General features: G+C 60.7%; 26 protein-coding genes. 12 read left to right on the top strand and 14 right to left on the bottom strand.

Annotation, left to right across the window (positions count from 1 at the left end; genetic code table 11):
* Positions 1-38: 38 nt before the first annotated feature.
* Positions 39-260 (bottom strand): DUF1127 domain-containing protein, encoded by a 222-nt coding sequence (locus IF690_RS20680; RefSeq protein WP_023966265.1) that lies wholly within the window; start codon positions 258-260, stop codon positions 39-41.
* Between the two features lie 97 nt (positions 261-357).
* Here IF690_RS20680 and IF690_RS20685 point away from each other — a divergent pair, with 97 nt between their 5' ends.
* Positions 358-1,212, top strand: a complete 855-nt coding sequence (locus IF690_RS20685) for a LysR substrate-binding domain-containing protein (protein ID WP_162136185.1) — start codon at positions 358-360, stop codon at positions 1,210-1,212.
* On the opposite strand, the gene IF690_RS20690 is transcribed toward IF690_RS20685, so the two are convergent.
* Positions 1,202-1,951, bottom strand: coding sequence for a sulfite exporter TauE/SafE family protein (locus tag IF690_RS20690; protein WP_202697180.1), 750 nt, complete (start codon positions 1,949-1,951; stop codon positions 1,202-1,204). The two genes, IF690_RS20685 and IF690_RS20690, sit on opposite strands and share 11 nt — an antisense overlap.
* A 108-nt stretch (positions 1,952-2,059) precedes the next feature.
* Between IF690_RS20690 and IF690_RS20695 the strand changes: the two genes are divergently transcribed.
* From IF690_RS20695 to IF690_RS20710, 4 genes are all read left to right on the top strand, one after another.
* Positions 2,060-3,010 (top strand): LysR family transcriptional regulator, encoded by a 951-nt coding sequence (locus IF690_RS20695; protein ID WP_202697181.1) that lies wholly within the window; start codon positions 2,060-2,062, stop codon positions 3,008-3,010.
* A gap of 75 nt (positions 3,011-3,085) precedes the next feature.
* Positions 3,086-3,547, top strand: a complete 462-nt coding sequence (locus tag IF690_RS20700) for a MarR family winged helix-turn-helix transcriptional regulator (RefSeq protein ID WP_202697182.1) — start codon at positions 3,086-3,088, stop codon at positions 3,545-3,547.
* 277 nt (positions 3,548-3,824) lie between these two features.
* Positions 3,825-4,244 carry an organic hydroperoxide resistance protein gene (locus tag IF690_RS20705; RefSeq protein WP_009044954.1) on the top strand — a complete coding sequence of 140 codons (420 nt, stop codon included), beginning with the start codon at positions 3,825-3,827 and terminating at the stop codon, positions 4,242-4,244.
* A gap of 41 nt (positions 4,245-4,285) precedes the next feature.
* Positions 4,286-5,299, top strand: a complete 1,014-nt coding sequence (locus tag IF690_RS20710; RefSeq protein WP_202697183.1) for an alpha/beta hydrolase — start codon at positions 4,286-4,288, stop codon at positions 5,297-5,299.
* Between the two features lie 79 nt (positions 5,300-5,378).
* Here IF690_RS20710 and IF690_RS20715 read toward each other — a convergent pair whose 3' ends face one another.
* Both IF690_RS20715 and earP read right to left on the bottom strand, forming a co-directional pair.
* The gene (locus IF690_RS20715) at positions 5,379-5,951 is read right to left on the bottom strand and encodes an elongation factor P (RefSeq protein ID WP_023966275.1); all 573 of its coding nucleotides are present in this window, start codon (positions 5,949-5,951) and stop codon (positions 5,379-5,381) included.
* 48 nt (positions 5,952-5,999) lie between these two features.
* The gene (gene earP / locus IF690_RS20720; protein WP_202701658.1) at positions 6,000-7,133 is read right to left on the bottom strand and encodes an elongation factor P maturation arginine rhamnosyltransferase EarP; all 1,134 of its coding nucleotides are present in this window, start codon (positions 7,131-7,133) and stop codon (positions 6,000-6,002) included.
* Positions 7,134-7,254: 121 nt separating this feature from the next.
* Between earP and IF690_RS20725 the strand changes: the two genes are divergently transcribed.
* Positions 7,255-7,650: a hypothetical protein gene (locus tag IF690_RS20725; protein ID WP_202697184.1), complete on the top strand. Its 396-nt coding sequence runs from the start codon at positions 7,255-7,257 to the stop codon at positions 7,648-7,650.
* 14 nt (positions 7,651-7,664) lie between these two features.
* Entirely contained in the window at positions 7,665-8,147 is a 483-nt protein-coding gene (locus tag IF690_RS20730; RefSeq protein ID WP_202697185.1) for a GreA/GreB family elongation factor, read from the top strand.
* Positions 8,148-8,154: 7 nt separating this feature from the next.
* Here IF690_RS20730 and cysB read toward each other — a convergent pair whose 3' ends face one another.
* The 5 genes from cysB to IF690_RS20755 all read right to left on the bottom strand — a co-directional run bounded on the left by cysB (position 8,155) and on the right by IF690_RS20755 (position 12,107).
* Positions 8,155-9,129: an HTH-type transcriptional regulator CysB gene (gene cysB, locus IF690_RS20735; RefSeq protein WP_007931387.1), complete on the bottom strand. Its 975-nt coding sequence runs from the start codon at positions 9,127-9,129 to the stop codon at positions 8,155-8,157.
* Positions 9,130-9,241: 112 nt separating this feature from the next.
* A complete protein-coding gene (locus IF690_RS20740; protein WP_023966282.1) occupies positions 9,242-9,742 on the bottom strand; it encodes a universal stress protein in 501 nt (166 codons plus the stop codon).
* 93 nt (positions 9,743-9,835) lie between these two features.
* Complete coding sequence (locus tag IF690_RS20745) at positions 9,836-10,741, bottom strand: 5'-nucleotidase (protein ID WP_202697186.1); 906 nt, start codon at positions 10,739-10,741, stop codon at positions 9,836-9,838.
* 23 nt (positions 10,742-10,764) lie between these two features.
* The gene (locus IF690_RS20750; protein ID WP_202697187.1) at positions 10,765-11,721 is read right to left on the bottom strand and encodes a putative 2-dehydropantoate 2-reductase; all 957 of its coding nucleotides are present in this window, start codon (positions 11,719-11,721) and stop codon (positions 10,765-10,767) included.
* Positions 11,721-12,107, bottom strand: coding sequence for a thioredoxin family protein (locus IF690_RS20755; protein WP_202697188.1), 387 nt, complete (start codon positions 12,105-12,107; stop codon positions 11,721-11,723). Before IF690_RS20755 ends, IF690_RS20750 begins: the two co-directional genes overlap by 1 nt.
* Between IF690_RS20755 and IF690_RS20760 the strand changes: the two genes are divergently transcribed.
* Together IF690_RS20760 and IF690_RS20765 are read left to right on the top strand one after the other, a co-directional pair.
* Positions 12,106-12,549, top strand: a complete 444-nt coding sequence (locus IF690_RS20760) for a PilZ domain-containing protein (protein WP_202697189.1) — start codon at positions 12,106-12,108, stop codon at positions 12,547-12,549. The genes IF690_RS20755 and IF690_RS20760 overlap by 2 nt on opposite strands.
* Before the next feature lie 132 nt (positions 12,550-12,681).
* On the top strand, positions 12,682-13,758 hold the full coding sequence (locus IF690_RS20765; protein WP_009044963.1) for a 3-deoxy-7-phosphoheptulonate synthase: 1,077 nt from the start codon (positions 12,682-12,684) through the stop codon (positions 13,756-13,758).
* Between the two features lie 60 nt (positions 13,759-13,818).
* Here IF690_RS20765 and IF690_RS20770 read toward each other — a convergent pair whose 3' ends face one another.
* Positions 13,819-14,100: a GNAT family N-acetyltransferase gene (locus IF690_RS20770; protein WP_007931380.1), complete on the bottom strand. Its 282-nt coding sequence runs from the start codon at positions 14,098-14,100 to the stop codon at positions 13,819-13,821.
* 674 nt (positions 14,101-14,774) lie between these two features.
* On the opposite strand from IF690_RS20770, the gene oprI reads away from it, so the two are divergent.
* Positions 14,775-15,026 carry an outer membrane lipoprotei OprI gene (gene oprI / locus IF690_RS20775; RefSeq protein ID WP_003448337.1) on the top strand — a complete coding sequence of 84 codons (252 nt, stop codon included), beginning with the start codon at positions 14,775-14,777 and terminating at the stop codon, positions 15,024-15,026.
* Positions 15,027-15,152: 126 nt separating this feature from the next.
* Here oprI and IF690_RS20780 read toward each other — a convergent pair whose 3' ends face one another.
* The 3 genes from IF690_RS20780 to IF690_RS20790 form a co-directional block, all read right to left on the bottom strand.
* On the bottom strand, positions 15,153-16,121 hold the full coding sequence (locus IF690_RS20780; protein ID WP_009044964.1) for a L,D-transpeptidase family protein: 969 nt from the start codon (positions 16,119-16,121) through the stop codon (positions 15,153-15,155).
* A 116-nt stretch (positions 16,122-16,237) separates the two neighbouring features.
* A complete protein-coding gene (locus IF690_RS20785; protein WP_007931378.1) occupies positions 16,238-16,531 on the bottom strand; it encodes a hypothetical protein in 294 nt (97 codons plus the stop codon).
* A 56-nt stretch (positions 16,532-16,587) separates the two neighbouring features.
* Positions 16,588-17,193 (bottom strand): arylesterase, encoded by a 606-nt coding sequence (locus tag IF690_RS20790; RefSeq protein WP_202701660.1) that lies wholly within the window; start codon positions 17,191-17,193, stop codon positions 16,588-16,590.
* A 10-nt stretch (positions 17,194-17,203) separates the two neighbouring features.
* On the opposite strand from IF690_RS20790, the gene IF690_RS20795 reads away from it, so the two are divergent.
* Together IF690_RS20795 and IF690_RS20800 are read left to right on the top strand one after the other, a co-directional pair.
* A complete protein-coding gene (locus IF690_RS20795; protein WP_007931376.1) occupies positions 17,204-17,887 on the top strand; it encodes an ABC transporter ATP-binding protein in 684 nt (227 codons plus the stop codon).
* On the top strand, positions 17,887-20,391 hold the full coding sequence (locus tag IF690_RS20800) for an ABC transporter permease (RefSeq protein ID WP_202697190.1): 2,505 nt from the start codon (positions 17,887-17,889) through the stop codon (positions 20,389-20,391). Before IF690_RS20795 ends, IF690_RS20800 begins: the two co-directional genes overlap by 1 nt.
* Positions 20,392-20,407: 16 nt before the next feature.
* On the opposite strand, the gene greB is transcribed toward IF690_RS20800, so the two are convergent.
* Positions 20,408-20,881, bottom strand: a complete 474-nt coding sequence (greB, locus tag IF690_RS20805) for a transcription elongation factor GreB (RefSeq protein ID WP_009044968.1) — start codon at positions 20,879-20,881, stop codon at positions 20,408-20,410.
* Between the last annotated feature and the right edge of the window lie 173 nt (positions 20,882-21,054).

A 21,054-nucleotide genomic window follows, 5' to 3' on the forward strand; every position in this document is an offset into this window, starting at 1 on the left:
TACCTCAGTAAGAAGTGGCTTGTGTAGCGCTTTGACATTCACTTGTGCATCGGATCGTCCCAGAACGGCCGCACGGTCTCCCGCTCCACATCCGCGCGACTGAGGCCGATATCCTTCAGCGCCTCGTCACTCATGCCGGCCAGCATGATCCGTTCACGGTGCAGCTCATGCCAGCGGACAATCCTCTGCAGCAGATGCCGCAAGGAAATGCCATGCCATGCAAATCGGTGAGCCAGTACAAAACCTTTTTGACCTTTCATCGTCTTGCCCTCCAGTGGGGATGGCTCAAGTCTCCACCCAAGGCTAAGATCAATCCAACGAATGTTTCTTATGCAATACATCTCGGAATTTGATGAATTGTCCAGCTACCCAAGCATTGATACCGAGGTCCTGCGCACCTTCGTCGCCATCGCCGATCAAGGCGGTTTCACCAAGGCCGGGGAGCAGGTCAATCGCACCCAGTCCGCGGTGAGCATGCAGATGAAGCGACTCGAGGAAGACGTGCTGCAACGCCAGCTGTTCCAGCGTGAGGGCCGGCAAGTGCGCCTGACCGCCGAGGGCCAGGTGCTGCTGGGCTACGCGCGGCGCATCCTGAAACTGCACAGCGAGGTGTTCAATACCCTGCGCGAGCCGCACATGGTCGGCACCGTGCGCATCGGTACGCCGGACGATTACGTGATGCGCTTTCTACCGGGAATCCTGTCGCGGTTTGCCCAGGCTTACCCTTTGATCCAGATCGAAGTGCATTGCGAGTCGTCCAAGCAACTGCTGCTGCGCCAGGACCTGGACCTCTCCATCGTCACCCGCGAACCGGGCAGCGAAATCGGCCAGTTGCTGCGCAAGGAGCGTTTCGTCTGGGCCGAGGCCCAGGGTTTCTGCCCCCATGAGCAGACGCCACTGCCCCTGGCGATGTTCAACAGCGATTGCTTCTGCAGGCAATGGGCCTGCAATGCCCTGGACGCCGCCGGGCGCGATTATCGCATCGCCTATAACAGCTCCAGCCTGTCGGCACTGATGGCCGTGGTCAGCGCCGGCCTGGCGATCACCGCGCAGCTGGAAAGCCTGATCACCCCGGACATGCGCATCCTGGGTGCCGCCGAAGACCTGCCCCTGTTGCCCGAAGCCAGCATCATGCTGGTGCGCAATCTCAACACGCCCTCGCCCATCACCGAATGCCTGGCCGAGCACATAGTCGAGGGCTTCAAACTTTAAAGGCGAGCATCACCGCACAGACCGCCAGGAAGCCGCAGAACAGCCCGCGCAACATTCGCTCGGGCAGCGCGTGGGCGATTTTCACCCCCCAACTGATGCTCAGCAGACCACCCGCCGCCAGCGGCAGGCCGATCATCCAGTCCACTTCCTGATGCACCCCGTAGGTGACCAGGGTCACCCCGGTGCTCGGCAGGGCCAGGGCCAGCGACAGCCCCTGGGCGACCACCTGGGTGGTGCCGAACACGCTGGTCAGCACCGGCGTGGCAACCACCGCGCCACCGACACCGAACAGCCCGCCCATGGCCCCGGAGGCCGCCCCCAGCACACCGAGCCATGGCCAGGGATAACGCATCTGCGCCGAAGCCGGGGTATTGGCCAGGAACATGCGCAACAGGTTATAGGTCGACAAGGCCACCAGGAACGCGACGAAGCCGATCCGCATGACCTGGGCATCGATGCCCACCGCCCAGATCGAACCGAGCCAGGCAAAACAGAAGCCCATCAAGGCCAACGGCAGCGCATGCCGTGCCTCGATCCGGTTGCGCTGGTGATAACGCCACAGGGCGAGCATCACGTTGGGGACCACCATCACCAACGCCGTGCCCTGGGCGATCTGCTGGTCCAGCCCGAACAGCACGCCCAGCACCGGGATCGCGATCAGGCCGCCACCGATCCCGAACAAGCCGCCCACCGTGCCCAGCGCCGCGCCCAACACCACATACATCGCTAAATCGATCACCGCCGCTCTCCTCACCTCAGGCCTTGCATGCTACGCAGTCGGCTCTGGTGCGGAAACGCACAGCAACGCACAATGGCTTTGCCAATTTCGCACAAGCAAATGCCCACCATGAACCCCAATGCCCTCACCGACCAGCTCGGCCTGTTCCTCGATGTGCTGGAAGCCGGGAGTTTTTCCGCCGCCGCGCGCCGGCATCCCTTGACCCCTTCGGCGGTGGCCCGGCGTATCGACAGCCTGGAAAACGCGGTCGGCAGCAAGCTGTTCATGCGCACTACCCACGCGGTGGTGGCGACGGCGGCTGGCCAGGCCTTTGCCGAACGCGCCCGGCGCATCGTCGCCGAACTGCAACTGGCCCGAGCGGAAGCGGTGTCCTTGAGCCATGCGCCGGAAGGCCTGATCCGCATCGACGCTCCCGCAGCGTTCGGTCGGCGACACCTGGCGCCGGCGATCGCCGATTTCCTGATGCTCTACCCGGGGCTGGACGTGCAATTGCACCTGATCGACAGCTTCGTCGACATGCAGGGTTCGCACCTGGGCAAGGTCGACCTGGTGCTGCGCGCCGGGCAAAGGGTCGATACCCGCATGGTGGCGACCTCACTGGCGAGCATCATGCGCATCGCCTGCGCCAGCCCGGCCTACCTCAAGCTTCGTGGCACCCCGATCCATCCCGCCGAGCTGAGCCAGCACGACGGCCTGGACTGGGATGGCCTGGCCCCACTGTTCGCCTGGCGCTTCGAACTGGACGGGCAATTGCAGACTTACCGCCCCCGACGCATCCGCATGAGCGCCAACAATGCCGAGGCCCTGTTATCCGGCGCCCTGGCCGGGCTGGGCATCGCCCACCTGCCGACCTGGCTGGCCAGCGAATACCTGCTGCGCGGTGAACTGTTGCCGTTGTTCTGCGAAGCCGGCCTGCCCAAACCGGAAAGCGCCGGTATCTATGCCTTGCGCCTGGAACAGCACACCAACGCCCGCAGCCGCCTGTTGCTGGAATACCTGAAGACTCGCTTCAGTCCGATCCCGCCCTGGGATCTGGCCCTGCAGAGCGCCATGGGCTGAGAGCCGGCGAGAATTATCTGGCGCATTAAAGATTTGCCCGCTAGATTCAGGGCGAGTATCGATCAAGGTCCGACCATGAACACCAAAGGCTCCACCCCGGAAAAATGCGACGATCTGCTGCTGGATAACCAGCTGTGTTTCGCCCTGCACTCGACTTCGCTGCTGATGACCAAAGTCTATAAACCACTGCTGCAGGAGCTGGGCCTGACTTATCCCCAGTACCTGGCAATGATGGTGCTCTGGGAGCAGGACGGCCTGACCGTCGGCGAAATCAGCAACCGCCTGCTGACCGACCCTGGCTCATTGACGCCCTTGCTCAAGCGCCTGGAGGCCGAGGGCCTGCTGAGCCGGACCCGCAGCCGCGAAGACGAACGGGTGGTGATCATCGAGCTGACCGAGCAAGGCCGGGCCCTCTATGATCGGGCGCGCGGCGTTCCCCAATGCATCCTCGGCGCCAGCGGCCTGACCCTGGAGCAACTGCGCAAACTGCAGGCCGACCTGCTGAACCTGCGCGGCCATCTGCAAGACAGCCTTTAACGGCGCTCTCGCGAGCACGCCCTGCCCTCCTCTGCAGCGCTTGCTCGCGATCCCTTCTGTTTCGACACCGCCAACAGCGTGTCGATGAAAAAAATTATCGATGAAAATATCATTAAAATCATTAACTTAGCCAAAAGTAACGGGCTACTGGTAAATGTTTTCGAGTTTTTTTCAAAATTTATCTTGCGCACAAAATATTTGAGCGATACATTTATTTCGCACTTACTTAGTGCGCAAACATTTAGCGCAAAACTTCGAAACCCAAGAGGCTCACACCATGCAAACTCTCTATACCGCAGTCGCAACCGCAACCGGTGGCCGTGATGGCCGCGCCGTCTCCAGCGACAACATCCTCGACGTCAAGCTCTCCACCCCCAAAGAACTCGGTGGTGCCGGCGGCCAGGCGACCAATCCTGAACAACTCTTCGCCGCCGGCTACTCCGCCTGCTTTATCGGCGCCCTGAAATTCGTCGCCAGCCAGAGCAAACGCAAGATCCCGGACAACGCCTCGATCACCGCCCACGTCGGCATCGGCCAGATCCCTGGCGGCTTCGGCCTGGACATCGACCTGCACATCAGTCTGCCGGGTCTTGAACAGAGCGATGCGCAATCCCTGGTCGAAGCGGCTCACCAGGTCTGCCCTTACTCCAACGCCACCCGCGGTAACGTCGACGTACGTCTGCACGTGACTGTCTAACCCAGCTGCGCACCAGCGCCCGCACCGCCCAGGAGACGAACATGAACACTTTCAGCAAGGTCTTGACCGGTAGCCTTCTCGCCCTGTCCATCAACACGGCCTTCGCCGAAGGCGGGGTCGAACACAACACCCGGGCGTTCCTCGACGCCTTGAACGCCGGCAGCGGCAAGCCGATGGAACAGATGACGCCAAAAGAGGCCCGGGCCGTTCTGGTCGGTGCCCAGGCCGGGGTCAAGCTGACGCTGCCCAAGGCGGATGTCAGCCAGAAGACCATCAAGGTCGACGGCCAGGCCATCAGCCTGACCATCGTCCGGCCGGCCGGGGTGAAAGGCACGTTGCCAGTGTTCATGTTTTTCCACGGCGGCGGCTGGGTGCTGGGCGACTTCCCGACCCACGAGCGGCTGGTGCGGGACCTGGTGGTGGGCTCCGGGGCGGCGGCGGTGTTCGTCAACTACACGCCGTCTCCGGAAGCTCATTACCCGGTGGCGATCAATCAGGCTTACGCGGCGACCCGATGGGTGGCCGAGCATGGCCAGGAAATCAACGTCGATGGCAAGCGCCTGGCGGTTGCCGGCAACAGCGTCGGCGGCAACATGGCGGCGGTGGTCAGCCTGATGGCCAAGGACAAGGGCACGCCGGCGATCCGGTTCCAGCTACTGCTGTGGCCGGTGACCGACGCGAATTTCGAGACAGCGTCGTACAACCAGTATGCCGAGGGGCACTTCCTCAGCAAAAACATGATGAAGTGGTTCTGGGACAACTACACCACCGATGCCCGGCAGCGTAACGAGATCTACGCCTCGCCGCTGCGCGCCACCAGCGCCCAGCTCAAGGGCCTGCCACCCGCGCTGATCCAGACGGCCGGTGCCGATGTGCTGCGCGACGAAGGCGAAGCCTATGCCCGCAAGCTGGACGAAGCCGGCGTGAGCGTGACCTCGGTGCGCTACAACGGGATGATCCACGACTATGGCCTGCTCAACGTGGTCAGCCAGGTACCCGCGGTGCGCTCGGCGCTGCTGCAGGCCAGTGAAGAGCTCAAGCAACACCTGAAGTAAGGCTGTCACTGATCTTCGGCCACAAAAAAGCCCGACTCGATGGTCGGGCTTTTTTGTGGCTAAGGATTCAAGCAGAAGCTTAAACCTTGGCGCGGCCTTTGTAGGAACCGCCGTCGCGAGTGTCGATCTCGATCCAGTCGCCGATTTCAACGAAATCGGCAACGCTCAGCTCGGTACCGTTTTTCAGTTTGGCAGGCTTCATCACCTTGCCCGAAGTGTCGCCGCGAGCGGAACCTTCGGTGTAGTCAACCTGGCGCACGATGGTGGTCGGCAGGTCAACGGAAACCAGACGGTCTTCGAAGAACACGGCTTCGCAAACGTCGGTCATGCCTTCTTCGATGAACGGCAGAACGGCTTCGATGTCTTCGGCGTTCAGCTCGTACATGGTGTAGTCAGTGGTGTCCATGAACGTGTAGGTGTCACCGCTGATGAACGACAGGGTCGCTTCTTTGCGATCCAGGATCACGTCGTCCAGCTTGTCGTCCGCACCGTAGACGGTTTCGGTCTTGTAACCGGTCAGCAGGTTCTTCAGCTTGGTCTTCATGATCGCGCTGTTACGACCGGACTTGGTGAATTCAGCTTTCTGAACCAGCCAAGGATCGTTGTCGATACGGATCACGGTACCGGGTTTGAGTTCTTTACCAGTTTTCATTGCGAATATCCGAATTTGGATGGGATTTACAAAAATCTAGGCCGCGTATCATATCCAATTTAGGTAAAACTGCACCAGCGCCGCAGCAAGATCGGGCTGCGAGCCCTGTTCCAGACACCACTTTTCGGCGTGAGCGGCCACTTCCGGCCAGTGTTCCAGCAATTTTTTCCAGCCTTGGGCCATCTCGCCCCCGGCATTCCAGGCCCGCCACAGGTCGATCAGCGCCGCCTTGGCCTCTGGCGACAGCCCCTGTGTATAAAGCTCGAGAAAGGCGTCGAGCTTGTCCAGGTGGATGTCTTCGTCCTGTTGATAAATGTGCCAGAGCATCGGCCGGCCGGCCCATTGCGCACGCACAAATGAATCCTCGCCGCGTACCGCGTTGAAATCGCAGGCCCACAGGAGCTGGTCGTATTCCTCCTGCCGGACGAACGGCAGTACCTGTACCGTCAGAGCGCCCCGCACTTGCACGGCACCTGCCGCCAGCGCCTCGACACCCAGCCAGCTTTGCACGTCACCCAGGATCCGACCTTCGGGGACCAACAGATGGGTCGCCCGCGAGTCGGCGGCCAGCGCTTGCAGCCAACTGGCCAGGCCGGCGTTCTCATAAGCGAACAGCGAAATAAGGCGGGCGTCGGGTGCGGCAAATACACCGAGCCCTTCAAGGAAGCCTTGCCGGGCCTGCGGATCCTGTTGAAACGCCCTGCGCCGCTCCAACAATCCGGCCTCACGCAGCAACCCGCCGGTGCCGACTTGAAACCCGGGGAAAAAGAAATACTTCTGCACGCCCTTGAACTTCACCGAAGGCAGACCGTGGCAACCGGTCACCCAGGCCTCGGCGCTGAGGTAATCGAGGTTCAGCCACAAAGGGGGCTGTTCACGTTCGGCCATCGCCTCCATATAAACCGGTGGCAACTGGCAGGCAAAGGCCGCGATCACTACGTCGGCAGCCGCCACCGGCGACCACTCGGCCGGCCAGTGGCGCACATCGACGCCTTCCTGCCACTGCTGAGGCAATGCGACATCGATCGGCGGACACAAACGCTCGAAGGCCCGCAGGTCATCCACCCACAGCCGCACCCTGCACTGATGCTCGGCCACCAGTTGCCGGGCCAGCCGCCAGGTCACGCCGATATCGCCGTAGTTGTCGACGACGCTGCAGAAAATATCCCAGGAGGCTTTCATTCCGGGCTCCGTTTGGCAAAAGCGCCGATTGTCCGCATAAATGGCTACAGACAGAAGAGCCAACGCCGATAATCTTCGTGCGACAATCGCAACTTGCCGACACCGCCTGCCAGGAGGCGCCATGCCCTATCGCCCGACACCCCGTCGATCATTACGTATCAGCGTAAACGCACTTCAGCTCAGTGGCAGCATTGCCCTGGGATTGTGGCTGGGTTTTCTGGCAATCGCCCTGACCTGCTGGCTGGCCTGGCGCTTTCTGTTCGACCAGCAGTTGGCGCCCGTCGCCCAGGCCGTGCAACAGCTGGCCAAACCACCCGGCACGGAGTCGGCTGCATCCAACCGGATGTTCGAGCAATACCAGGAAAACCTGCGCAAGAACGAACAGCAGCAGGCACTGGATAATGCACGCAGCAACCTGCGCAACCAGTCCAACCCGAAATGCCAGTTCTGGCTGCAGCAGGACCAGACGGCGCCGAGCGAAAAGAGCCGGGCCAACGTCCTGCAATTCTGCGATTGAGCATGAACCTGACCATGCACAAGCCTACGGTCCACCAACTGATTCTCGACAAGCTCCGCGGCGATCTGGAGATCGCCCAGCGTGCGGCGCAAACCGCCTATGAGGCGGCGACCCACGAAGAGAATATTGCCGAAAACAAGTACGACACCCTGGGGCTGGAGGCGTCCTATCTCGCCGCCGGCCAGGCCAGGCGCGTCGAGGAAATTCGCCAGGCGCTGACGCTCTGCCAGAACCTGACCCTGCGCCCGTACGACGAGCAGATCGGCATCCAGGTCGGTGCCCTGTTGGGGCTCGAGGACGAGAACGGCCACGAACAATGGCTGTTCCTGGCACCGGATGGGGCGGGACTCAAGGTCGAGGTGGTGGGGCAACCGGTGACCGTCATCACCCCTCGTTCACCGCTGGGCAAAGGCCTGCTGGGCAAGTTCGAGGGGGATAAGCTGGAGATCGTGGTCGCGGGCGCTCGGCAACAGTTCGCTGTCACCGAGGTCAAGTAAGCCCGACTTAGTGGACAGGCAGTTCGACGCCGTCGAACAGCTCTTCGAGCTCCTGCTTGTTGTGGCACTGAATGGCCTTGGCCATCACTTCGCGTGTCAGGTGCGGCGCGAACTTCTCGATGAAGTCGCACATGAAGCCACGCAGGAAAGTGCCGCGACGGAAACCGATCTTGGTGATGCTCGACTCGAACAGTTCGCTGGCATCCAATACCACCAGGTCGCTGTCCAGCTTGGTATCGACCGCCATCTTGGCAACGATGCCCACACCCAGGCCCAGGCGTACATAGGTCTTGATCACGTCGGCGTCGGCGGCGGTGAATACCACCTTAGGGGTCAGGCCGCGATGGCTGAAGGCTTCGTCGAGCTTGGAACGGCCGGTGAAACCGAACACGTAAGTCACGATCGGGTATTCGGCGAGGGTTTCCAGGGTCAGCTTCGGCAGCTTGGTCAGCGGATGGCCCTGTGGTACCACCACGCAACGATTCCAGCGGTAGCACGGCATCATCACCAGATCGCCGAACAGCTCCAGCGCTTCGGTGGCGATGGCGAAGTCGACGGTGCCATCGGCAGCCATTTCGGCGATCTGCATCGGCGAGCCCTGATGCATGTGCAGCGCCACATCCGGGTACTGCTTGATGAAGCTGCTGATCACCGGCGGCAAGGCATAACGGGCCTGGGTGTGGGTGGTGGCGATCGACAGGGTGCCCTTCTTCTCGTTGGAGAATTCCTGGGCGATCTGCTTGATGCTTTCGACCTTGCGCAGGATCTCGCCAGCGGTGGTGATGATGCGTTCGCCAGCCGGTGTGACGCGAGTCAGGTGCTTGCCGCTACGAGCGAATACCTCGACCCCCAGCTCGTCCTCGAGCAGGCGGATCTGCTTGCTGATACCCGGTTGCGAAGTATAAAGGCTTTGGGCTGTAGCGGAGACGTTGAGGTCGTGGTGCGCCACTTCCCAGATGTAGCGCAATTGTTGAAGCTTCATATGAATCCCTCAAAGCAGGTAGACGCCACGGGCATCAGCGACGGTATATAACTATATTAATGGTTCGAAGAATAAATCTAGAACTATTATTAAGAAAATTCCAATCACCGCGTCAGATATCTCCGAGCCGCCGACGCTGTACCAAGGGCACCAGGTAAACCGGAACCTTGGCCAGTTGCAGTACCCTCGCGGCCGTCCTGCCCAATGGAGTTTCACCGCCCGCCCCATGGCTGTGACTTCCTACGATCAACAAATCCACAGAGAGTTTCGATGCCTGTTCGAGAATGACGTGCGAGGGGTCCCCTTGAAAAACCCGGACCGACTGAATCAGCGCGAGATCCTGCATGCCTTCCCCCAACTCTTCGCGAAAGCTGTCGAGTACCCGTTGCTCGATATTCGCCATCACCGTGCTCAGGCCCTGACTGTGAAACTCATTCAGGGCCTGTTCGTCGAGATAACTCTGCAACACCGATTCGGCAAACAGCCCCATGGGCTCCACCGCATGAACCACGTGCAAGTCGGCATTGAATGTTCGAGCCAGCTCCAGGGCATGTTGCATCACGTAGGGCGCATACAGACCGAGGTCAGTGGCATACAGCATCGAACGAATCATATGACCTCCTCGACTGCCAATATGGCGGAGATTGATTCAGCTTAGCAGTGCCAAGGCGACTACGACGTCCCGCGCAAGCCCGTGAACATTGAGCTAAACCTTGGTTTCGTTGCTGATGCCATGGGGTACATGGCCGGTGGCGACCACTTCGCGAGCCAGTTCACAATGGCCCGCCTGATCGTCGAAGAACACATCGGCGGCGAAGGCTTCGAGAAAGGCAGCCTTCTCCAGGCCGCCCAGGAACAACGATTCGTCCAGGCGGATATCCCATTCGCGCAAGGTGCGGATTACCCGCTCATGGGCCGGTGCCGAACGTGCCGTCACCAGGGCGGTACGGATCGGACAACCATCGTCGGGAAATTCGCGCTGCAACAGATTGAGCGCGGCGAGGAAGCCTTTGAACGGCCCACCACGCAACGGCTCGCGAGCGGACTCACGCTCCTTGGCCTGGAAGGCTTCCAGGCCACCAAGCTGATAGACCCGCTCCGACTCATCGGAAAACAGCACGGCGTCACCGTCGAAGGCGATCCGCAGTTCGGCGCTGGCGGCGCGTCGGGCGCCACCGGAAAGAATGGTCGCTGCGGCGAACCCGGCGTCCAGTGCGTTGCGCACATCTTCGGGGTGGGTGGAAAGAAACAGGTCGCAGCCAAAGGCCGCGAGATAGGGATAAGGGCTGCGCCCACCGACAAAAGCGGCCCGGGAAATATCCAGGCCGTAATGCTGGATCGAGTTGAAAACCCGCAGCCCCGTGTCGGCACTGTTACGCGACACCAGCACCACCTCGACCCGCGCCCGGCCGAGGCTGGCATTGAGGCTCAAGAGTTTTTTCACCAGGGGGAAAGCATCGCCCGGTTCGAGGGATTCCTCCTCGTGATCGATCTGATACTTGCGGTAGGCCTCGACCCCCTCGGCCAGATAGACCTTATGGCTTTCGCTGAGATCGAACAGGGCCCGCGATGAAATCGCCACCACCAATTTACCGTCCAAGCCCTTTGCCATATCGCATCTCCCCGATGCTGCGATCAACCGTTATGCCGGTCGATAAAACTCAACGCCTGATACAAGGCTTCCATTTTCGGCAGCTCGCATCCCGCCGCCTTGGCCGCGGCCAATGGCGCGGCGTAGATGGCCGACAACTCCAGCGCACGCTTGTGCTGGTAGTCGTGGTACATGCTCGGCCAATAGTCCGGCATGCTCTCGGTCACCTTGAACAAGTGCTCAGCATAGCCGTCCGGCATGCTGTGACCACAAGCCAGAGCGCCTTGCACCACTTCACGCATCAAGGCCTGAATCAGCTCGCGGCTGTCGGCATCGGCCATCAGCGGTGTGGTGCTGGCGTTGAGCAATACCGACAAACCGTTGTACGGCACATTCCACACCAGTTTCTGCCAGCGCGCCTGCTGCAGGTTGGTCATGGCCTGGGAGCCGATACCGGCCTTGCGGAACAGCGCGGCGCCCTCTTCCACTATTGCCTGGCGCTGCGATTCGTCCTGCGCGGCCGGGCCGCTGTGATAACCCAGGTGCACCGCGCCCAGCGCCTGATGCTCGATCACTCCTGGCCCGGCACGGTGCACGCAGATAAAACACAGGCCGCCCAACAGGTGCAGCGAATCGGGAAGCAGACTGCGCAAGCCATCTTCCACATCCAGGCCATTCTGCAGCAACAGCACCTTGGCGCCGGGAACCGCCGCGCGAAGAATCGCCGGAGCCAGCTCGGCGTTGCTGGTGGTCTTGGCCCCCACCAACAGCCAATCGCAGGGTGGCATGTCTTCGGCACTGGCATAGGCCTGGACCGGGTTCAGGGTCAGCTCACCATGCACCGCGCTATGCAGTTGCAAACCATGCTCGGTGACCGCAGCGAATTCGCTGCGCAGCAGGAAATGCACATCCAGGCCGGCTCGCGCCAGCAGCATCCCGTAGAAACCACCGATCGCTCCGGTACCGATAATGCCGATTCGCGGCGTGTGGACTGCATCCATCAAGGCAACTCCTCTGGAATTCGATTCAGCGCCTGTGCCAGTCGCTCACTGAGCTCGCCGGGTGTCAGGCGCGACTGCAAGGCCCCATAAAACTCACCGTCGCGCACCACGAACAGTGCCGGCAAGTGAAACACCTGATAACGCTCGACTGCGCCGCCATTGTTTCCCGCATCGATCCAGCACAACCGCTCGATCGGCAGATCGAAGCCGGGCAACTGCTGCCGGGCCCAGCGACAACTGGCGCAACCGACGCTGGTAAATACCACCAGCGAGACACCGCTCATCGCCAACAGCCGCTGATCGACATCGAAATCAGTCAGCTCCAATTCGACCACTATACTGGGGGAAACAATGTCACATAGCCGACACTCGGAGTCCGCGTTCATGGGACGTTTCATTCCTCATCCTGACGATGTTCCGGTTGAGCTGACCTTACGCGAGCACGCATGCATTTCGCGTCAACGGTTGCACACTATCAGCCTCGGCGGCATGGCTTGCAATTATCACCGCGCCTGGCGCCGCGGCACTGCACTGGAAATCTGCATCCCCACGCTGGGTGAAAACGCCCGCTACAACGGCTATGTGGCCTGGTGCCTGCGACGCAAGCGAGGCTATCTGGTGGGGATCGCCTTCATCGACGAACAGACCCTGTTCCGTGCCCGGATGAGTGAGCAGGTGTGCCAGATCGCCCACTACTGCCATCTGCATGAGCCCCAGGCTGAGCAGCGACAGATCGAAACCCTGGCCCAGCAATGGGTCGAACAGCACGCCGCCGAGTTCTCCCATGACCGGGTTCACCAGGCTTTTATGCAGCCAGCGCTGGGTTAAACCCGCCTCTGCCCATTGTCGAGCCCCAGTGTAACGCGCTAAGGTTCGGCTCCCCGACGCGCTTAAATCCGCTGTGCACCGCCGCGCGGGGGATCGCTGGCGGCCGGCACCCGTGACCTGACGAGTAACACGATGGCTGATTTACCGATCAACGACCTTAACGTCGCCTCCAACGAAACCCTGATCACTCCCGACCAGCTCAAGCGTGACATCCCGCTGAGCGACGCCGCGCTGCGCACCGTGACCAAGGGGCGCGAAGTGATCCGCAATATTCTCGATGGCACCGACCACCGCCTGTTCGTCGTCATCGGCCCTTGCTCGATCCACGACATCAAGGCTGCCCACGAGTATGCCGAGCGCCTGAAAGTCCTGGCCGCCGAAGTCTCCGACACCCTTTACCTGGTGATGCGCGTGTACTTCGAGAAACCGCGGACCACCGTTGGCTGGAAAGGCCTGATCAACGACCCGTACCTGGATGACTCGTTCAAGATCCAGGACGGTCTGCACATCGGTCGCCAACTGCTACTGGACCTGGCCGAGATGGGCCTGCCGACTGCCACCGAAGCGCTGGACCCGATCTCCCCGCAATACCTGCAGGACCTGATCAGCTGGTCGGCGATCGGTGCGCGTACCACCGAATCCCAGACCCACCGCGAGATGGCTTCCGGCCTGTCCTCGGCAGTAGGTTTCAAGAACGGCACCGACGGCGGCCTGACCGTTGCCATCAACGCCCTGCAATCGGTTTCCAGCCCTCACCGCTTCCTCGGTATCAACCAGGAAGGCGGCGTATCCATCGTCACCACCAAGGGCAATGCCTACGGTCACGTGGTTCTGCGTGGAGGCAATGGCAAGCCGAACTATGACTCGGTTAGCGTCGCCCTCTGCGAGCAGGCGCTGAACAAGGCGAAGATCAAGCCGAACATCATGGTCGACTGCAGTCACGCCAACTCCAACAAGGACCCGGCCTTGCAGCCACTGGTAATGGAGAACGTGGCCAACCAGATTCTCGAAGGCAACCAATCGATCATCGGCCTGATGGTCGAAAGCCATCTGAACTGGGGTTGCCAGGCAATTCCCAAGGACCTGGCCGAACTGCAATATGGCGTGTCGATCACCGATGCCTGCATCGATTGGGAAAGCACCGAGAAAACCTTGCGCAGCATGCACGCCAAGCTCAAGGACGTCCTGCCAAAACGGGTTCGCACCTGACCCCGTATCGCAGACACAAAAACGCCGGGCCAAGCCCGGCGTTTTTCTTGGTGTCCCCGCTCAGAGTTTCGCGGCGTGGCGCTGATGGCGCTCCATATAGCGCTCCACATATGAGCACGACGGAATTACCGTGTAACCCATGCGGTCAGCATATTCCAACGCCTGTTCGGTCAGTGCCGCGGCAATACCACGGCCGCGCAGCGCGTTAGGCACGAACGTCCGATAAATATCCAGGGTCTGCTTACCCAGGTCCATATAGGTCAGGTAGGCACGATGACCGTCCACATTGGTCTCGAATTGATGACCAGCCTGGTCATGGTGGATGGACAACGCCTCGCTCATCACTACTCCTCGCGGGTCTTGGATTCTGACCCCTACCTTACCGATGTTTTTCCGGCGAAGGAACAACTACGCCACCCCGTGCCTGTCTGGACACCGAGGAGAGCTTGTCGCTCTCGCATGACTGAGCACGTTTCAAATAGTAGGCACCATTGGCACCAATGCTCAAGGGACGCTTGCGTCCAAGCTGCTGGCATCAGGCCAGTTTGATGTCGGTGCTTCCCCGGACCTGTTCCCAGCTACATGCAAAGCGCTCGATCAAACCGCCTGATGATCAACAACCTGAACATCGCCGGATGTTGAGATTTAAGACGAACCCACCCATTTAAAGTCACCTCAACATGGACAAAGATGCGTGAGGCGCCCCACAGATTCTGAACAAAAGTGTAGACGAGTCGATATAGATAGACTCTAGCCTACACTCCGCAAACTCCGTGCAAGGGGGCTCTAGGGCAGATACGCTTAACAAGCGCAACCTCCCAACAGGGTGACAAGGTTGCATATTTTTTATACAAATCGATAAAAAGTTGCTCGAAAAAGATTCAACGCCTAGAATTTTTTTTGCTTCTTGCGCTACGTCAGTTTACTTACTACAAGTAATGGGTAGTATGTACGCCGGCCATTTCATCACTCGGATGAGATAGCTACTTAATAGAAAGTCCTTGAAGGGGAACACGATGAACAACGTTCTGAAATTCTCTGCTCTGGCTCTGGCCGCAGTTCTGGCTACCGGTTGCAGCAGCGTATCCAAAGAAACCGAAGCTCGTCTGACTGCAACTGAAGACGCAGCAGCTCGCGCCCAGGCTCGTGCAGACGAAGCCTACCGTAAAGCTGATGAAGCTCTGGCTGCTGCTCAAAAAGCACAACAGACTGCTGACGAAGCTAACGAGCGTGCTCTGCGTATGCTGGAAAAAGCTAGCCGCAAGTAATAATCCCTCGGGATTGTTATCGAGCCGACCCATTTATTGGGTCGGCTTTTTTATTGCCCGGGTTTTCTTGCGGCAATAAAAAACCCGTCGACGCCCTGAAGCGTCGACGGGTTGCTGCTCCAGCCGTTACTGCTGCATATCGATAGGCACCGCAGATACCACAGGTGCATTGGTCGGTATGGCAATCTCTACGGGTAAACCGTCTTCGGCCGCCACCACGTCGCGCACCACATCCCAGTTCATCCGCAAGTTATTGGCCAGGTCTTCACGCTTGAGCAAGGCGTTGATCACCGCGGTGTGCTTGTCCACGACCGACGGATTGCCCTTGTCATCCAGCGGCGTGTGAGCCTCCAGATAGACTTTGCCGGCGCTGATACCAAACTTGTACGGATCGTTGAGGATACGCACCGATGTCCCCACCGGCACCATGCTCGCCATTTCCAGGACGTTGTTGTTGAACATCCGGAAGCAGCCGTGGCTGGTGCGCATGCCGATACCGAACTTCTTGTTCGAACCGTGGATCAGGTAGCCCGGTGTGCCCAGGGTGAACTTGAATGGTCCCAACGGATTGTCCGGCCCTGCCGGCACCACGTTCGGTAGCGGGTCACCGTCGGCGGCGTGCTCGGCCTTGATCGAGGCAGGCGGAGTCCAAGTCGGATTCGGGGTCTTGGCGACAATGCTGGTATGGGCGATCGGCGATCCCCAGCCTTCCCGGCCGATACCCAGGGGGAAGGTGTACACCACATTCCGCCCTTTCGGGTAGTAGTACAGGCGATACTCAGCCAGGTTGATCACGATGCCTTCACGAGGTCCCGGCGGCAGGATAAAGCGCGTCGGCAACACCACTTCGGTGCCCGCACCCGGCAACCAGGGATCGACTCCCGGGTTGGCCGCGACCATCTCGTAATAGCCCAAGTCGTAGGTCGTGCCCAGGTCGGCAAAGGTGTCTTCGTACTTGGCCTTGATCACCTGTACCTGACCGACGATATCTTCGCCCGGTGGAGGTAGAGGCAGTTCCAATGCGGCAACAGGGCCGGCCACACAGAAGGCGGCAAGCGTCAGGCAACGGGTGACGACAGGAAAGCGCGGCAACATCCGGAAAATCCTTCGCATGATCAACGAGTAAAAAAATGATTGTACACCCGCCCCCTTGGCTGCGGGAGCGACAGCTGCATCAGCGCAAGAAGGGAGCCGGGCGAGAACTTGCTGCCTTACAGCTCAAAACGCAACTCTGGCCAGATCGGTGGCGTGCCGCGCTTTTGCGATTCTAGGATCGCCCGGCACAACGGACACAGACGCTGGTCCTGGAAAATGGTCCGGTCGACACTCGACCAGCGCGGTTGCGCGGGCAGCAAGGTGCCGCACAACGTGCGATCGGCAGAGCCCCCCAACTCCAGCTGACGCGTCACCAGATGCACCCGGACTTCCTGGCAGGCGAACAGGTCGAGCTGTTCGTCAGGCTCGATCAGTTGGTAGGCAAACAGGGACCAGGCGGGACGCGGCATCGGGGGCTCCAAATCGGGGGCGCCACATTAGCCGAAACACTGCCGCTAGAAAAGCGTCAAAGCAGCGGTTTTAGCGTCGGCCAGACATTTTCCAGCAACTTGCCCTGAGCAGCGACCGCGGGGTGGATGCCATCGGCCTGCATCAGCTCGGGATTACCGCCGACCCCTTCCAGAAAAAACGGCACCAGCGCTACGTTTTTTTCATTCGCGAGCGTGCTGTACACCTCGGCAAACGCCTGGGTATAACGCACGCCGTAATTGGGTGGCAGTTGCATGCCAAGCAACAGCACCCTGGCACCACTGGCCTTGGAGCTGTCGATCATCGAAGCAAGATTTTGTTGCAATTGCGTGGGCAGCTGCCCGCGCAAGCCATCGTTGCCGCCCAACTCGAGAATCACCAGCTCCGGCTTGTGCTCTGCAAGCAGCGCCGGCAGCCGCGCCTGGCCACCTGCGCTGGTATCGCCGCTGATGGAAGCATTGACCACCTTATCGTCGAAACCTTCGCTCTTGAGCCGCTGCTCGAGCAATGCCACCCACCCCTGCCGGGTATCCAGGCCGAAAGCCGCGCTGATACTATCGCCAACGATCAGGACTGTACCCGCCGCTGCGTTCTGGGCCATGCACATCAAGGCCAGGCCAGCACTCAAAAACCACACACGCATCGGATTCTCCATGGGCGCAAGCATTCTCACTGCGCGGAACCTTAGCAAAGTGGTTCCCAGCGCGGAAGGTGAACTGACCATCCTGCACGAACTCAGCCTGGAACTGAACAAAGGCGACAGCCTGGCCATCGTCGGCAGTTCCGGCTCCGGAAAATCCACCCTGCTCGGCCTGCTGGCCGGGCTCGACCTGCCCAGCAGCGGTGAGGTCACCCTCGCCGGTCGCAGCCTCGGCACCTTGGACGAAGACCAGCGCGCCCGAATCCGCGCCGAACATGTAGGCTTCGTCTTCCAGTCGTTCCAACTGCTCGACAGCCTCAATGCCCTGGAGAACGTCATGCTGCCCATGGAACTGGACGGCCGCCGGGATGCCCGCGAGCGTGCGACCGAACTGCTCCAGCGCGTCGGGCTCGGGCAACGCCTGAGCCACTCGCCTCGCCAGCTCTCCGGCGGCGAACAACAGCGGGTGGCCATCGCCCGCGCCTTCGCCGCCGAACCTGACGTGCTGTTCGCCGACGAGCCGACCGGCAACCTCGACAGCCACACCGGCGAGCGCATCAGCGACCTGCTGTTCGATCTGAACAAGGAAAGCGGCACGACTCTGGTCCTGGTCACTCACGATGAACGCCTGGCCCATCGTTGCCGGCGCCTGATCCGCCTTGAAGCCGGCCTGTTGGTCGCCCCCCTGGAGCCTTGATGGCACGCCTGCCGCTGTTGCGCCTGTTCAGCCTTGCCGTTCGCCAACTTCTGCGCGACGCCCGCGCCGGAGAACTGCGGGTATTGTTCTTCGCCCTGGTGGTGGCGGTAGCCGCCAGCACCGCCATCGGCTATTTCGGTGCACGCCTCAACGGCGCGATGCTGTTGCGCGCCACGGAGTTTCTCGGCGCGGACCTGCTGCTTGAAAGCAGCTCTCCAGCAAGGCCCGAACAGATCCAAAGCGGTCGGGAACTAGGCCTGCAACATGCGCAGGTGGTGGAGTTCTCCAGTGTGATCGCCACCGACAATGGCATTCAGCTTTCCAGTATCAAGGCCGCGGACGACGCCTACCCACTGCGCGGCCAGCTGAAAAGCGCCCCGGCCCCCTATGCAGCAGAAGAAATCGGCGGCGGTCCACAACCAGGCGAAGCCTGGGTCGAAGCCCGATTGTTGACCGCTCTGGACCTGAAAATCGGCGACAGCATCGACGTCGGGATGAAAACCCTACGCCTGAGCCGAGTACTGACTTACGAACCGGATCGCGCCGGCAACTTCTATAGCCTGACCCCCAGGGTACTGATCAACCTGAGAGACCTGAACGCCACCGGCGTGGTGCAACCGGGCAGCCGGGTCAGTTACAAGGAGCTCTGGCGCGGATCGGGAAGCGCCCTGGAAACCTATCGTCAATTGATCAAGCCGGGCCTGGCGGCCAATCAGCGCCTGCAGGATGCCCGAGATGGCAACCGTCAGATCGGCGGAGCGCTGGGCAAGGCCGAACGCTATCTGAACATGGCCAGTCTGGTGGCGGTGCTGCTGGCAGGCGTGGCAGTTGCCCTGTCCGCTACGCGCTTCGCCTCCCGCCGCTTCGACGCCAGCGCGCTGCTGCGCTGCCTGGGTCTGTCCCGCCGGGAAACCATGCTGCTGTTCACCCTGCAACTGGCCCTGCTCGGCATCCTGGCCAGCATCGTCGGCGCGCTGCTTGGCTGGCTCGCCCAGCTTGGGCTGTTTTACCTGCTGCATGACCTGCTGCCAACCGATGTGCCTCCCGGCGGATTACTCCCTGCCGTGGCCGGTATTGGTACCGGCCTGGTGGCGCTTGGAGGTTTCGCCCTGCCGCCCTTGGCAGCATTGGGGCGTGTCCCGCCCTTGCGGGTGTTGCGTCGTGACCTGCTGCCGATCCCCCCAAGCACATGGATGGTGTATGGCGCCGCCTTGCTGGCCCTGGGCCTGATCATGTGGCGCCTGAGCCTGGATCTGCTGCTGACCTTCGCCTTGCTCGGCGGCGGCGTCATTGCCGCCCTGGTCCTGGGTGGCTTACTGCTGCTGGCCCTGCGGAGCCTGCGTCGTTTGCTGGCCAAGGCGTCGCTGCCATGGCGCCTGGGGTTGGGCCAGTTGCTGCGACATCCCTTGGCTGCTGCCGGGCAATCCCTGGCCTTCGGCTTGATCCTGCTGTCGATGGCCTTGATTGCGCTGTTGCGTGGAGAGCTGCTCGACACCTGGCAAAACCAGTTGCCCAAAAACGCTCCGAACTATTTCGCCCTGAATATCCTGCCAGCAGACAAGCAGGCCTTCACCGACAAGCTGGTGGCGCTTTCCGCCCCCTCCGCGCCGCTGTATCCGGTAGTGCCAGGGCGGCTGATCAGCATCAACGGCGAACCGGTCCGGGAAATCGTCAGCAAGGACTCCAGTGGTGACCGCGCCGTGCAGCGGGATTTGAGCCTGACCTGGGCTGCGGATCTGCCAGCAGGCAATCAGATCACCAGCGGCTCGTGGTGGGCGCAACAGCCCGAAGGGGACTTGCCTGGCGTCTCGGTCGAGGCCCAGGTGGCCGAAAGCCTGAAACTCAAACTTGGCGACCAGATGACGTTCAGCATCGGCGGCGTCAATCGCGAGGCCAGGGTGACCAGCCTGCGGGAAATCAACTGGGACAATTTCCAACCCAACTTTTTCATGATCTTTCAGCCCGGCACGCTGCGGGACCTGCCTGCCACTTACCTGACCAGCTTCTATCTGGCTGCGGGTCACGACCAGCAGGTGGTCGAGTTGTCCAGGGCCTTCCCGGCAGTAACCATCCTGCAAGTGGAGGCCTTGCTCGAACAACTGCGCAGCATCCTGGCCCAGGTCACCCTGGCCGTGGAATACGTGCTGTTGTTTGTACTCGCCGCCGGCATGGCCGTGCTGTTTTCCGGATTGCAAGCCACCCTGGACGAGCGTATTCGCCAGGGCGCCCTGCTACGGGCGCTGGGAGCGGAACGACAATTACTGGTCAAGGCCCGACGTATCGAGTTCGGGTTGCTGGGAGCCGTCAGCGGGCTACTGGCCGCATTGGGATCCGAATTGGTGAGCCTGGTGTTGTATCGGTTTGCCTTCGACCTCCCCTGGCATCCACATCCCTGGCTGCTGCTCCTGCCTGTGATCGGTGCCCTGCTGATCGGTGGTGCCGGTGTCTATGGAACGCGCCGGGCATTGAATGCCAGCCCACTGACAGTGCTGCGCGAGGGGTAAGCCTCTCGCAGGCAGGTCATTTCACGTATTCGATCTGATTGATCCACCAGCACATTTCTCCACCGGGCGTCTGCACTATCGCCTCGTCGCCGACTTCTTTCTTCAAGAGCGCCCGGGCCATGGGCGAATCGATGGAGATGTAATCCTTCTGCCCGTATATCTCGTCGTAACCGACGATACGGAAACGCTTGGTTTCGCCCTCTTCATTCTCGATGTCAACCCAGGCACCGAAGAAAACCCGCCCCTCCTGTTCCGGCGAGTAAGACACGACCTTCATGTCTTCGAGTCGCTTGCGCAGGTAGCGAACCCGACGATCAATTTCCCTCAGGAGTTTCTTGTTGTACTGATAATCCGCATTTTCACTCCTGTCCCCCAGGGAGGCCGCCCAAGTGACTTTCTGTGTCACATCCGGACGTTTCTCCCGCCACAGGTAATCCAGTTCGTTTTTCAGAGCCTCGAAACCTTCCTGCGTAATGAGCTTGGTACTCAATTGGTTACCCCCAATGCATCGCCTTATGAGCAGTTCAGCATTATGGTTGAATCGAGACCTTTAGAACCAATTCTAAGCGAGATAACCCCGCCGACAGCACCCCTTCCCGAGGATGCTCTATCCAGAATGAGCAGGCCGATAGCACCACCGCTCGGGCGTTGTACGAAACAGCG

Origin of the sequence: Pseudomonas sp. SK3(2021), from assembly GCF_016772375.1 — a bacterium.
Classification (GTDB): Bacteria; Pseudomonadota; Gammaproteobacteria; order Pseudomonadales; family Pseudomonadaceae; genus Aquipseudomonas; species Aquipseudomonas chlororaphis_I.